The following is a 13,552-nucleotide window of genomic DNA, read 5'->3' as shown; positions in this document are numbered from 1 at the left end:
TGACGAATAATTAGCAGTATTATTAACCTAACTAAATGATTAAGGCTTCCCAATGGCGAACATTCTTCTTATTGATGACGACACAGAGTTAACCAGCTTACTTAAAGACATTTTGAGCTTTGAGGGCTTCACTATCTCCGAAGCCAATGATGGCTATGCCGGGCTTGAAGCGATCAATGATGAGATTGATCTGGTCCTTTTGGATGTGATGATGCCGCGCCTTAATGGCATGGAAACGCTAAAAAAGCTGAGAGAAAATTGGGAAACGCCGGTACTAATGCTGACAGCGAAAGGCGAAGAAATAGATCGTGTTATTGGCCTTGAACTTGGTGCGGATGATTACTTGCCAAAGCCCTTCAGTGATCGAGAGCTGCTCGCTCGTATTCGTGCCATCTTGCGTCGTACGCAAACCAACACAGTGCCTAAAGCGGCCAGTGATAGGATTCAATACCAAGACATTGAAGTATTCCCTGGCAAACAAGAAGCTTATTGCAATGGTCAGATTATCGATCTCACCACTACCGAGTTCGCTCTCTTGAGTCACCTAATCCAGAACCCTGGACAAGTGATCACCAAAGAAGCATTGAGTTTAGACGTGTTAGGTAAAAGGCTAGCGGCGTTTGACCGTGCGATTGATATGCACATATCTAACCTGCGCAAGAAGATTCCAGAACGCAGCGACGGGAAATCTCGCATTAAAACCTTACGAGGTCGTGGCTACTTGTTAGTAGAGGAGGATTAATGCGTATACCTAAAATCACCAGCTTATATGGACGTATCTTTGCTATCTTTTGGTTCACCATGTTACTGGTGCTTTTGTCGGTGCTATCACTGCCACACTTAGATCCTCGAGTTGCTCGCGATGTACCGGTCGAGCACCTCAAGAAATTAGAACGCATTGCGAAAAGTACAGAGAAGCGATTCGCCAAAGAAGACAACTTAGGCAAGATTGTCTTCCAACTGGAAGGCCCAACCCGCAGCAGAAAAGACACACGCCCTCGGATGTATTTGACTGACCTTGAAGGCTCAGTACTAACGACTAAAAAGCATTCAGATTACAAAGTGAAAGCAATTCGCAATTTCGTGACTACGATTGATAACCCTGAAGTGCCAAAACAAAAGCTGTATGGGCATTACATGGTGGCAGGCCCAATCCCAGTTTCACTCGCCGGTGAAGACCTGATGATGTACATCGGAGTTAAATGGGATCAGCCACCACCATTTTTACTGCGACTGTTTGATAAACCATTACAGTTATTACTTGCCGTGATGCTGGCGAGTACCCCGCTGCTGCTTTGGTTAGCTTGGGCGCTAAGTCAACCAGCACGAAGGCTAGAACTTGCTGCACAACGCGTTGCTAAAGGTCAATTTGAGGTTGACCCTCAACTGGAAAAAGGCACATCAGAATTCAGACAAGCCGGTGAGAGCTTTAACCAGATGGTCGAAGCAGTAAACCAGATGATTTCAGGGCAGCAACGTTTATTGTCTGATATATCTCATGAATTACGTTCTCCACTCACTCGATTACGCATGGCGAATGCACTCGCCATTCGTAAGCAAGGCGACAGCCAAGAGCTAGAGCGTATCGATACTGAAGCGCAGCGTTTAGAACAGATGATCAGTGAACTTTTAACTTTGTCTCGTATGCAGGTCGATAGTCACATCACACGTGAAGTGCAACCCTTATCGAGCCTGTGGGAAGAGATCCTAAAAGACGCAGAGTTTGAAGCAGAGCAAATGGGCAAGCAGATGAGGTTTTCAAAAATTCCTAATCGTTCTATCTCGGGTAATCCGAAGTTATTGATGAGCGCGCTCGACAATATTACTCGCAATGCCATTTACTATGGTAGAGACCAAGTTGATGTTCAATTTAGTGTTCAACAAGACCAACTGACGATTTGCGTGAATGACAACGGTGAAGGCGTTCCTGATGACGAATTAGATTCAATTTTCCGACCTTTCTATCGTGTTTCAACGGCAAGAGATCGAAACTCAGGCGGAACAGGATTGGGGTTAACCATTACAGAAAGTGCGATTCGTCAACACAGTGGTTCGATCACAGCAAGCCGCAGTAAACTAGGTGGATTACAACTAGAGATCACTCTGCCAATCCTACCAGCGTAATACCCCTACAAAGATCACAGTTGATAATGATAGTTATTATCATTATGGTAAATCCTCTAATTAAGGAGGATTTACCATGTCACACTCTTTCCCAGATCTACCCTACGCTTACGATGCCCTAGAACCTTACATTGATGCAAAAACAATGGAAGTGCATTACAGCAAACACCATCGAACCTATTACGATAAGTTTATTACTGCGGTTTCTGGTAGCGAGCTTGAGCACCAGTCTCTCACCGAGATTTTCGCTAACATCTCTCAGCACAGTCCAGCCGTTCGTAACAATGGTGGCGGTTACTACAATCACATCTTGTATTGGAACTGCATGTCGCAAGACGGTGGGGGTGAACCTACGGGCGAACTAGGTGAAGCGATCAAAAGTACATTCGGAGATTTCAAAACCTTCCAAGACCAGTTTGCTCAAGCGGCAATCAATACCTTTGGTTCAGGCTTTGCTTGGTTGGTGGTGGAAAAAGGACAGCTGAACATCGTCTCGACCTCGAATCAAGACAACCCATGGATGGATACCATTGCCAGTAACGGAGAACCGGTTCTTGCGCTCGACGTTTGGGAGCACGCCTACTACATCAGCTACCAAAACCGTCGCCCTGATTACATCAATGCATGGTGGAACGTGGTGAATTGGAATGCGGTATCTGAAAACTACGCACAAGCACTAGCGAACCAAGCTTAAGCAAATGGTGACGGTGGCGAACTGTACTCACTCTGCTTGCCACCGTATACTCTGGCTATCTTTGATTATTCTTGTGAACCAACATGTTTGATATCGCTCTATACGAACCAGAAATTGCACCCAATACGGGTAACATCATCCGCCTATCTGCTAACTGTGGCGCGAACCTACACCTAATTGAACCGCTTGGTTTTGACTTTGAAGAGAAGAAAGTACGCCGTGCCGGTTTGGACTACCACGACCTAGCGCGAGTAAAACGCCACAAGAATCTAGAAGCCTTTCTTGAGTACTTAGAGAATGAACGTGAAGGTGACTTCCGTATCTTCGCATGTACCACAAAAACCACAGGCCACCACGTTGATGCTAAATTCCAACAAGGTGATGTATTGATGTTTGGCCCTGAGACACGCGGCCTACCTGCTGAGCTCATCGAAAGCATGCCAATGGAACAACGCATTCGTATTCCAATGATGCCAGATGCGCGCAGCCTAAACCTATCTAATGCTGTGGCAATCATTGCTTTTGAAGCATGGCGTCAAATGGGTTTCGAAGGCGCGGTATAACTGAGCGCTCAAACTTATTTGTTATCTGTTATCTGTTATCTGTTATCTGTTATCAATAATAAACAGTAAGTAACAACAAGCGACACGCAATAAAAAAGGCTCTTACCATTATCGCTTTCATGTGAAAGATAAAGGTAAGAGCCTTTTCTGTTTTTCCCTCTATATAAAGAAGAGAGAAAACGGATTAGTTTAGTCGGTTACGATCGTTGTCGTCGTCTTTCTTTTCAAACTCACCCTCAAAGGTGTTGCCGTCTTTTGATTGATCAGATGGATCTCGATTGAATGGGTCTTGTCCAAATGGGCTCTGCCCAAAACCACCTTGTCCACCTGCTTGGAAACCACCAGACATATTGGTAACCACCATTTTTTCCATCATTTTCTTAGCAATCATCGCTCTTGGTGCAGGCAGCAATACCAACATACCAAGTGCATCCGTCATAAAGCCCGGAGTCAGCAGCAATACGCCTGCAACCGCAAGCATCACGCCTTCAAGAATCTGTTGAGCTGGCATTTCGCCTTGTTGTAATCGGCCTTGAACAGACATTAATGTTTGAATGCCTTGGCTACGAACAAGTGATGCACCGACAAATGCAGTGATCAGAACCAACGCAATCGTTGGCCACAACCCTAAGAAGCCACCAACTTGAATAAATAGTCCAATCTCAATGATCGGTACGAAGATAAATAGTAATAATAAGATAGGAAACACACGCACTCCTTTGTTACATCCAGTTTACGCTGAAAGCCCTACCAATCTCAAATTTATCCTGTAAATAAGCGTGTTTATTGACCCGGAATAAGTTTGCTAAATATTGACGAAACAAAAACGAAAAAGGTGATCAACTTACTATTTTTATGCGCTAAGTACAGTATCATGTGCCACATAAGTCAGGACGGATTTATCAGCCCAATATTCTAGCGAACGGAGTATTTGCACACAGAATAGGCTAATAACTAACTATATAATCAGAATAATTCTCTAAGGATCCTGTTATGGCTACTCTATCAGAAGCTCAAGTTGATGCTCCTCAAGCTACTCGTCTCGAAGAAGATCTTTTAGGTCAACGTCATGTTCCAGCTGATGCTTACTACGGCATCCACACCCTACGCGCAGTTGAAAACTTCAACATCTCAAATGTAACGATCTCAGATGTACCTGAATTCGTTCGCGGTATGGTGATGACTAAAAAAGCTGCGGCTTTAGCAAACAAAGAGTTAGGTGTAATTCCAAGCGAAGTGGCTAAATACATCATTCAAGCTTGTGACCTAATTCTAGATACTGGCAAGTGTATGGATCAATTCCCATCGGATGTATTCCAAGGTGGTGCAGGTACTTCTGTAAACATGAACGCAAACGAAGTGGTTGCGAACGTGGCACTTGAACTTATGGGCAAAGAAAAAGGTCAATACGAGTTCATCAACCCAAATGACCATGTAAACCGCAGCCAATCGACAAACTGCGCCTACCCAACGGGCTTCCGTATCTCTGTTTACAACAGCGTACTGAAACTGATCGATGCGATTGAATACCTAAAAGGTGCATTCGAACTTAAGAGCCAAGAATTCAACACCATCCTGAAAATGGGTCGTACTCAACTTCAGGATGCAGTTCCAATGACGGTTGGCCAAGAGTTCCACGCTTGGGCGGTAACCATCAATGAAGAAATCAAAAACCTAGAATACACTTCAAAACTACTGCTTGAAGTTAACCTAGGCGCAACAGCTATCGGTACTGGTCTGAACGCAGCACCGGGTTACCAAGGTCTAGCAGTTAAACACCTAGCTGAAGTAACTGGCCTAGAATGTGTTCCTGCGGAAGACCTAATCGAAGCAACATCTGACTGTGGTGCCTACGTAATGACGCACGGCGCACTTAAACGCTTAGCGGTTAAGCTGTCTAAAATTTGTAACGATTTGCGTCTGCTTTCTTCAGGTCCACGCACTGGTTTCAACGAGCTAAACCTACCGGAACTGCAAGCGGGTTCTTCAATCATGCCTGCTAAAGTAAACCCAGTTGTACCTGAAGTAGTGAACCAAGTTTGCTTTAAAGTTCTAGGTAACGACAACACGGTTTCTTTCGCTGCAGAAGGCGGTCAACTTCAACTGAACGTAATGGAACCCGTTATTGCACAAAGCATGTTTGAGTCTCTAGACATTCTAACTAATGCATGTGTGAACCTACGCGACAAGTGTGTAGACGGCATTACGGTCAACAAAGAAGTGTGTGAATCTCACGTATTTAACTCTATCGGTATCGTGACTTACCTAAACCCATACATTGGCCACCACGAAGGTGACATCGTTGGTAAGATCTGTGCTGAGACAGGTAAGAGCGTTCGTGACGTGGTTCTAGAGCGTGGTTTATTAACCGAAGAAGAACTTGATGACATTTTCTCTGTTGAAAATTTGATGCATCCTCAGTATAAAGCAAAACGCTACGAGTAAATCTAGCAAATAGGGCTCCAAACGGAGCCCTTTTTTAGGCTCCAATACGGTTAACCACGTTTATTTTGTGGGCTTATGTTGGTTGCACTTTTGCTCAATAGAATCTAAACAATAGAACTATTATGTGAACATTCCATCGGTGAATGTTCACATAATAAAATCTAAAATGAGGTGTTACTTATGATTGCAGTAGAACTATTTGTCGTCCTACTCTTTATCTTTTTGGGGGCTAGAATTGGCGGTATCGGTATCGGTTTTGCCGGTGGTGCTGGTGTTATTGCCCTTTCACTTATTCTTGGTGTTCCAACAAGCCAATCTTTCATTCCGATCGATGTCATCTTGATCATCATGTCGGTAATCACTGCAATTGCTGCGATGCAAGTTGCCGGTGGTATGGATTGGTTAGTACAAATTGCAGAAAACTTTTTACGTAAACATCCTGAACGCATTACCTTCTATGCGCCTATCGTTACTTTTGTAATGACATTAATGGCAGGTACAGGTCACACAGCATTCTCTACACTGCCTGTTATCGCTGAAGTAGCGAAGGGCCAAGGTGTTCGTCCTTCTCGTCCTCTTTCTATTGCAGTTGTGGCATCTCAAATTGCTATCACAGCTTCGCCAATTTCGGCAGCAGTTGTGGCTTTCGCTGCGATGCTTGCACCATTTGGTGTTGATTACCTAACGCTACTCATGGTTTGTATCCCAACAACCTTCATCGCTTGTATGGTTGGTGCGGTTGTTGCTAACTACATGGGTAGCGAACTGAAAGACGATCCAGTTTACCAAGAGCGTCTTGAGAAAGGTCTAATCAAGCTAGCAACTGAAGAGAAACGCGAAATTCTACCAACGGCAAAGAGAGCGACTTACATCTTTCTAGCAGCGATTGGTTTTGTGGTTTGCTACGCAGCGGCTATCTCTAGCTCTGTCGGCCTAATTGAAAACCCAGCTCTAGGCCGTAACGAAGCGATCATGTCTGTGATGCTGGCAGCAGCAGCGGCAATTGTTATGTTCACTAAAATTGATGCTGCGAAGATTTCTTCTGCACCAACATTCCGCTCAGGTATGACAGCATGTGTATGTGTACTGGGTGTGGCCTGGTTAGGTTCAACGTTTGTAAACGCACACGTTGCTGAGATCAAAGACGTAGCAGGCGCTCTATTGGCTGACTACCCGTGGATGCTAGCGCTTGTTCTGTTCTTCGCTTCTATGCTGCTTTATTCTCAAGGTGCAACAACGGTTGCACTGATGCCTGCCGCTCTGGCGATTGGCGTGGCACCATTAACAGCTGTCGCTTCTTTTGCTGCAGTAAGTGCGTTGTTCGTACTTCCAACTTACCCAACGCTACTGGCAGCAGTTGAGATGGACGACACAGGTTCAACGCGTATTGGTAAGTATGTATTTAACCACCCATTCTTCATTCCTGGTGTGGCAACAATCAGTACTGCGGTAGCACTCGGCTTCGCATTCGGCGGTCTGTTTATCTAACATTCGCTGATGATTAAAACTTTAAAAGGAAGCTTCGGCTTCCTTTTTTGTTTTCTACTCAATGTGTTATTTGATACACATCAAATAACTATTATAAACTTTAAAATCCGCCCAAAAATAAAATTTGAATAAAATTCCAAGATTATTCAACCCAACTAATAACAACACTTACCAAATCAATTCCCCCTCGCTTCCACCTAATCCACATCGAATATTAATCCAAGCTAACTAACCAAAAAACCTTGCTGATTTTATGCCATTTTCAAGCCATCTTATTGGCCACTATTTTTGTGAACAGCACCAAACTTAAATGCTTACTTAAAGCATAAAATAACCGTAGTTAAATTGGATCTATATTCATTCGGACATGTAAATATATAAACATTTTTAGTTTAAATTCGGAAGTTTTATATAGTTAACGGCTTAATAATGGCAATAGTTTTATATCTTTGAATACTTTATAAATGTCACTGTGTTTACAATCTATAAATCATTAGTCGCTAATTCACATCAATTCTATTTAAGATGGTGTAAGGAGATAGCTATGACGACTCAGACGATACCAAGCGAAACAAAAAAGGGTGGCTTCTTTGCCAACTTTAAATTCCCTTCTGCCTACACCATTCTATTTATTCTAATTGCATTCGTAGCCCTGCTTACCTGGGTTGTTCCAGCAGGCCAATACGACCGAGCAATGAATGAAGAGTTAGGTCGAGAAGTACCGGTAACCGGCACCTATCAAGCAGTAGAAGGTAATCCTCAAGGTGTGATTGACGTACTACTCGCGCCTATTGACGGTTTCTACGACCACAATAGCTATGAAGCTGCAGCAATCGACGTTTCACTGTTCATCTTAATCATTGGTGGCTTCTTAGGGCTAGTAACCAAAACTGGCGCCATTGATGCCGGTATCGAACGCGTCACCGCCCGCCTAGAAGGGCGAGAAGAGTTGATGATACCGATACTGATGGCATTGTTTGCTGCTGGCGGTACCGTTTACGGCATGGCGGAAGAATCACTGCCATTCTATACATTGCTAGTGCCTGTAATGATGGCGGCGCGTTTTGACCCGCTTGTCGCCGCTGCGACCGTACTGCTTGGCGCAGGGATTGGGGTGCTAGGTTCCACCATTAACCCATTCGCAACCGTGATCGCTGCCAACGCCTCTGGTATCCCATTTACTGACGGTATCGTGCTGCGTATTGCCATGTTGATTATTGGTTGGGTTATTTGTGTCGCTTACGTCATGCGCTACGCCAGAATGGTTCAAGCAGATCCTTCGAAATCCATTGTGTTCGACAAATACGAAGAGAACAAAGCGCACTTCTTAGGTAATGCGAGCGGCGAAAAACTTGAATTCACCATGACTCGTAAACTGATTCTGACTATTTTTGGTGGCTCGTTCGCTGTGATGATTTACGGCGTATCCGTTGCTGGATGGTGGATGGCTGAAATCTCAGCGATGTTCCTAGCTGCAACTATTATCGTTGGTATTGTGGCTCGCATGAGCGAAGAAGAGTTTACCACGAGCTTCATTGACGGTGCCCGTGATCTACTGGGTGTTGCGCTTATCATAGGTATTGCACGTGGTATCGTGGTCGTAATGGACCGCGGTATGATCACCGATACAATTCTATTCTCTGCAGAACAAATGGTTACCGGGCTTTCTTCAGTTATCTTTATTAACGTGATGTTCTTCTTAGAAATTCTATTGTCATTCTTAGTGCCATCGACCTCTGGCTTAGCGGTACTCACCATGCCAATCATGGCACCACTGGCTGACTTTGCAGGTGTAGGTCGAGACCTAGTGATTACCGCTTACCAATCCGCATCAGGCTTGGTAAACCTAATCACCCCAACCTCTGCGGTTGTGATGGGTGGCTTAGCGATTGCTCGCGTTCCATATGTACGCTGGGTTAAATGGGTGATGCCATTAGTCGGCATCTTAATGGTATTTTGTATTGTGGTACTGAGTATTGGTGCTCTGATCTAACTCAAAACGCTTCACTCTGTTCTCATCCAAAGCCGCTTCCCATAGCGGCTTTTTTATTAATCCCTCTCCCAATGTGACCCTCTGCTGCTAAAATAGGTCCTCAAAGCCATACACGCGACATTCAAGACACCTCCTGCTCCTACTAAGGCTCAGCGTAACCAAAAGTACTCATCACTAAAGAAACACCCTACTTATAGACATCAAATTAGCTTGATGAAATAACACTCAATTAGCAGCCATGATATTTATCCAGATAGTTAGTCACTTATTAGAGCTAATTATATTTAAAGTAATTTTCAGTCTAATAAACAGACGAGGATTAACGCTCTTTTTTATCAAAAAACACACTTAAACAGACGATTTTAAAATGTGACCACAACAGCTTTATTCTAATTTATTTTGTTAAAATTTAATTAATTTCACATCCAAAATTAAATATATAAATAGAAACACTGCATACTTCCAATCTAAGTACATTCTTATCAATAAAACTATTCTGCATATAATCCCTCATAAATTAGATTCTAGTAAGTTGAGTTAAAAAAGCATGCATAATATTCCCAAGGAGTTAACTATTTAGAAAAGGTTGGCAATAGTTGAAAGTGCATAAAGTTTGTTAAAACCCTTGATTTTAAAGGGCTGCGGGATAAAAAACGATTTGTGATAGATCTCTAAGAATACCTGACTAGCAGGCGTAATATTAATTCAAGACAAGAGACATGAATAAATAATTCATTCTTCTCAACTGAAAATAAATAATTACTCTTAGCGATAAAAGTAATTCAAATATATAAGAGAGAGACGATCATGAGTAAGTTCTATGTAGGTTCTGAAATAGGTCAATTACGCCGCGTTCTAGTTCACCGCCCAAGACGCGCACTGACTCACCTAACACCCTCTAACTGTCACGATTTGCTGTTTGATGACGTATTGGCTGTTGAGCGTGCGGGTAAAGAGCATGACGCATTTACTCAAACGCTACGTGATCAAGGTGTAGAGGTTCTTCTTCTTACAGACCTGCTAGCAGACACGCTAGCCGTGCCAGAAGCGAAAGATTGGCTACTAAACTGCCAAGTATCTGATTACCGTTTGGGTAAAACATTCGCCAATGATGTGCGCTGCTACTTGGGCGATTTACCAACCCTAGAGTTAGCAAAAATCTTAACGGGCGGTTTGTCTTACGCTGAGATGCCAATGAAATCATCTTCAATGATGCAAGGCATGCACGCACCAACCGACTTCATAATCGAGCCTTTACCAAACCACCTATTTACTCGCGACACATCTTGCTGGGTATACGGTGGCGTATCTATCAACCCAATGGCGAAACCCGCTCGTCAACGTGAAACCAACCACGTTCGTGCTATTTATCGCTGGCATCCAACATTCGCAGGTCAAGACTTCATTAAATACTTTGGCGATGAAGAAAACATCAACTACGACAACTCAACAATTGAAGGTGGTGACGTTCTTGTTATCGGTCGTGGCACGGTGCTTATCGGTATGTCTGAGCGTACAACAGCACAAGGTGTTGAGCACTTAGCATCGAACCTATTCAAACACGGTCAAGCGAAACAAGTTATCGCAATGCAGCTACCAAAACACCGCTCTTGCATGCACTTAGACACCGTTATGACGCACATGAACGAAGATACGTTCTCTGTTTACCCTGAAGTGGTGAGTAAGGATGTGCAGTGCTGGAACCTAACTGGTGATGAGTCAGGCGCTGTGAAAGTGAAAGAAGAAGGCTACTTCGTAACGGCTATCGAAAAAGCACTTGGCGTAGACAAGCTAAACCTAATCACAACGGGTGGCGACAACTTCCATGCAGAACGTGAACAGTGGAACGATGCAAACAACGTTCTAACGGTTAAACCTGGCGTCGTTATTGGCTACGAAGGCAACACATACACCAACGAAAAATACGACAAAGCAGGCATCACGGTTCTTCCGATTCCAGGAGACGAACTTGGTCGCGGTCGCGGTGGCGCACGCTGCATGAGCTGCCCAATTGAGCGTGATGGTATTTAATCACTAAGACGAAACGGCCAGGTTGAATGAATCTTAAATCACCTCAGCTTGGCCAAAATGAGAGAACACAATTATGACTAAGCAAACTGTTGTTGTTGCACTCGGCGGTAATGCCCTACTTCGTCGCGGTGAGCCGTTAGAAGCCGATGTTCAACGCCGTAATATTGAAACCGCGGTTAAAACCATCTCTGAAATCGCAAAAGTGTACAACGTGGTGTTAGTGCACGGTAATGGCCCACAAGTTGGTTTACTTGCTCTGCAAGGCTTGGAGTACAAGAAAGTAAATCCGTACCCGCTGGATGTATTGGGCAGTGAGACTCAAGGCATGATCGGCTACATGCTGATGCAAGAGTTCAAGAACTATCTTCCCAACCGCAACATCTCATGCATGTTGACGCAAATGACAGTCGATCCAAACGATCCTGCATTTGCGGATCCAACCAAACCGATTGGCCCGATCTACAAAGAAGCAGAAGCGCGTGAATTGGCAGAGAAATTCCACTGGATCGTAAAACCCGACGGCCAACATTTCCGTCGCGTAGTACCAAGCCCACGCCCTACCGGGATTGTTGAACACGACGCGATCACCCAACTTATCGATGCAGGTCATCTCGTGATTTGTACTGGCGGTGGTGGCATCCCAGTGAAAAAAGAAAATGGCAAATTAGTGGGTGTTGAAGCGGTTATCGACAAAGACATGTCAGCGGCTTTCTTAGCAAAACAATTGGATGCAGATGCACTGCTTATTCTGACTGATGCTGACGCTGTATACCTTGACTGGGGCAAACCAACTCAACACGCACTGCGCAGCACCACACCAAGCGAATTGGCGAAATTCACATTTGACGCAGGCTCTATGGGGCCAAAAATTGAAGCATCGTGCGAATTCATTCAGCAAGGCGGCAAAGTTGTAGGTATCGGTGCACTCGAAGATGGCTTGCAAATTCTGCAAGGCCAAGCGGGCACCAATATCACCAAAGGTTAACGTACTAGCGAGCTTTATCATCTTGAGAACCTTAAACCTTGAGAGCTTTTAAAGCTTGCGAAAACAGATTAAACGAAACAAACCGAACCGAACCGAACCGAACAAATTTAACTAAAAATTGAATCGCGCTTTCTTGAATTTTCTTTCCCTGTAACAGGAAAGCGCCTAAATCTAAGAAGGAATACATCATGGCTTTTAACCTACGCAATCGTAACTTCCTAAAACTACTAGATTTCACTCCACGCGAAATTCAACACTTGTTAGATCTTTCTATGGAGCTAAAAAAAGCGAAGTACAACGGTTACGAACAGCCAACACTGACTGGCAAAAACATTGCGCTTATCTTTGAGAAAACCTCAACTCGTACTCGCTGTGCATTTGAAGTTGCTGCATTCGACCAAGGTGCTCGAGTTTCTTACTTAGGCCCATCTGGCTCTCAAATTGGCCACAAAGAATCAATGAAAGACACCGCTCGCGTTCTAGGTCGTATGTACGATGGCATCGAATACCGCGGCTTCGGTCAAGAAATCGTTGAAGAACTAGGCGCTTACGCTGGCGTTCCTGTATGGAATGGTCTGACTGACGAATTCCACCCAACACAAATCCTGGCTGACTTCCTAACCATGACGGAATACGGCCGTGGTAAACAACTGCATGAAATCAGCTTTGCTTACCTAGGTGATGCTCGCAACAACATGGGCAACTCTCTGATGGTTGGCGCGGCGAAAATGGGCATGGACATTCGCCTTGTTGCTCCAAAACAATTCTGGCCACAAGAAGAGCTATTGGCTCAATGTCGTGAAATTGCAGAGCACACTGGCGGCAAAATCACACTGACTGAAGATGTTCAAGAAGGCGTGCAAGGTTGTGACTTCCTATACACCGACGTTTGGGTATCCATGGGTGAAGCAAAAGAAGCATGGGCTGAGCGTATTAACCTAATGATGCCTTACCAAGTCAACATGGACATGATCAAAGCGACCGGCAACCCACATGTAAAATTCATGCACTGCCTACCCGCTTTCCACGGCGAAGACACAACAGTAGGCAAACAGCTTGCTGCTGAATACCCACAACTAAAAGACGGCGTTGAAGTAACAGATGAAGTGGTTGAGTCTGAATACTCTATCGTGTTCGATGAAGCTGAAAACCGCATGCACACCATCAAAGCAGTAATGGTTGCGACATTAGGCAGTTAATAAGCTGAACAACTAAGAATCTAGATAACT

Annotated in this window: 11 protein-coding genes; 10 read left to right on the top strand and 1 reads right to left on the bottom strand. The window is 44.3% G+C overall.

Annotation, left to right across the window (positions count from 1 at the left end; all coding sequences use genetic code 11):
* Window positions 1-52 precede the first annotated feature (52 nt).
* The 4 genes from SJY39_RS02625 (at window position 53) to SJY39_RS02610 (ending at window position 3,381) form a co-directional block, all read left to right on the top strand.
* A complete protein-coding gene (locus tag SJY39_RS02625; RefSeq protein ID WP_010435380.1) occupies window positions 53-742 on the top strand; it encodes a response regulator in 690 nt (229 codons plus the stop codon).
* Window positions 742-2,124 (top strand): envelope stress sensor histidine kinase CpxA, encoded by a 1,383-nt coding sequence (gene cpxA, locus SJY39_RS02620; RefSeq protein WP_010435382.1) that lies wholly within the window; start codon window positions 742-744, stop codon window positions 2,122-2,124. Before SJY39_RS02625 ends, cpxA begins: the two co-directional genes overlap by 1 nt.
* 76 nt (window positions 2,125-2,200) lie before the next feature.
* Window positions 2,201-2,818: a superoxide dismutase gene (locus SJY39_RS02615; protein WP_016767973.1), complete on the top strand. Its 618-nt coding sequence runs from the start codon at window positions 2,201-2,203 to the stop codon at window positions 2,816-2,818.
* A gap of 83 nt (window positions 2,819-2,901) precedes the next feature.
* A complete protein-coding gene (locus SJY39_RS02610) occupies window positions 2,902-3,381 on the top strand; it encodes a tRNA (cytidine(34)-2'-O)-methyltransferase (protein ID WP_010435387.1) in 480 nt (159 codons plus the stop codon).
* A gap of 184 nt (window positions 3,382-3,565) precedes the next feature.
* On the opposite strand, the gene SJY39_RS02605 is transcribed toward SJY39_RS02610, so the two are convergent.
* Window positions 3,566-4,090, bottom strand: a complete 525-nt coding sequence (locus tag SJY39_RS02605) for an FxsA family protein (RefSeq protein WP_010435390.1) — start codon at window positions 4,088-4,090, stop codon at window positions 3,566-3,568.
* Window positions 4,091-4,374: 284 nt separating this feature from the next.
* Between SJY39_RS02605 and aspA the strand changes: the two genes are divergently transcribed.
* The 6 genes from aspA to SJY39_RS02575 all read left to right on the top strand — a co-directional run bounded on the left by aspA (window position 4,375) and on the right by SJY39_RS02575 (window position 13,522).
* Window positions 4,375-5,826: an aspartate ammonia-lyase gene (gene aspA / locus SJY39_RS02600; RefSeq protein ID WP_010435392.1), complete on the top strand. Its 1,452-nt coding sequence runs from the start codon at window positions 4,375-4,377 to the stop codon at window positions 5,824-5,826.
* 180 nt (window positions 5,827-6,006) lie between these two features.
* Window positions 6,007-7,314: an anaerobic C4-dicarboxylate transporter gene (locus tag SJY39_RS02595; RefSeq protein WP_016767972.1), complete on the top strand. Its 1,308-nt coding sequence runs from the start codon at window positions 6,007-6,009 to the stop codon at window positions 7,312-7,314.
* Between the two features lie 544 nt (window positions 7,315-7,858).
* Window positions 7,859-9,307 (top strand): YfcC family protein, encoded by a 1,449-nt coding sequence (locus SJY39_RS02590; RefSeq protein WP_016767971.1) that lies wholly within the window; start codon window positions 7,859-7,861, stop codon window positions 9,305-9,307.
* A gap of 807 nt (window positions 9,308-10,114) precedes the next feature.
* On the top strand, window positions 10,115-11,338 hold the full coding sequence (gene arcA / locus SJY39_RS02585; protein ID WP_010435401.1) for an arginine deiminase: 1,224 nt from the start codon (window positions 10,115-10,117) through the stop codon (window positions 11,336-11,338).
* A gap of 73 nt (window positions 11,339-11,411) precedes the next feature.
* Window positions 11,412-12,323, top strand: coding sequence for a carbamate kinase (gene arcC, locus SJY39_RS02580; RefSeq protein ID WP_010435403.1), 912 nt, complete (start codon window positions 11,412-11,414; stop codon window positions 12,321-12,323).
* 188 nt (window positions 12,324-12,511) lie between these two features.
* The gene (locus tag SJY39_RS02575) at window positions 12,512-13,522 is read left to right on the top strand and encodes an ornithine carbamoyltransferase (protein ID WP_004729719.1); all 1,011 of its coding nucleotides are present in this window, start codon (window positions 12,512-12,514) and stop codon (window positions 13,520-13,522) included.
* Window positions 13,523-13,552 lie beyond the last annotated feature (30 nt).

Origin of the sequence: Vibrio sp. R78045 (assembly GCF_042466085.1) — a bacterium.
GTDB classification, from domain to species: domain Bacteria; phylum Pseudomonadota; class Gammaproteobacteria; order Enterobacterales; family Vibrionaceae; genus Vibrio; species Vibrio cyclitrophicus.
This window is presented reverse-complemented; position numbering and strand designations above follow the sequence as displayed.

Excerpts from the sequence above, each read along its gene's own strand:
- arcC (WP_010435403.1), top strand. The coding sequence starts at position 11,412 with ATGACTAAGCAAACTGTTGTTGTTGCACTCGGCGGTAATGCCCTACTT.
- aspA (WP_010435392.1), top strand. The coding sequence starts at position 4,375 with ATGGCTACTCTATCAGAAGCTCAAGTTGATGCTCCTCAAGCTACTCGT.
- SJY39_RS02610 (WP_010435387.1), top strand. The coding sequence starts at position 2,902 with ATGTTTGATATCGCTCTATACGAACCAGAAATTGCACCCAATACGGGT.
- SJY39_RS02625 (WP_010435380.1), top strand. The coding sequence starts at position 53 with ATGGCGAACATTCTTCTTATTGATGACGACACAGAGTTAACCAGCTTA.
- arcA (WP_010435401.1), top strand. The coding sequence starts at position 10,115 with ATGAGTAAGTTCTATGTAGGTTCTGAAATAGGTCAATTACGCCGCGTT.
- SJY39_RS02595 (WP_016767972.1), top strand. The coding sequence starts at position 6,007 with ATGATTGCAGTAGAACTATTTGTCGTCCTACTCTTTATCTTTTTGGGG.
- cpxA (WP_010435382.1), top strand. The coding sequence starts at position 742 with ATGCGTATACCTAAAATCACCAGCTTATATGGACGTATCTTTGCTATC.
- SJY39_RS02590 (WP_016767971.1), top strand. The coding sequence starts at position 7,859 with ATGACGACTCAGACGATACCAAGCGAAACAAAAAAGGGTGGCTTCTTT.
- SJY39_RS02615 (WP_016767973.1), top strand. The coding sequence starts at position 2,201 with ATGTCACACTCTTTCCCAGATCTACCCTACGCTTACGATGCCCTAGAA.
- SJY39_RS02575 (WP_004729719.1), top strand. The coding sequence starts at position 12,512 with ATGGCTTTTAACCTACGCAATCGTAACTTCCTAAAACTACTAGATTTC.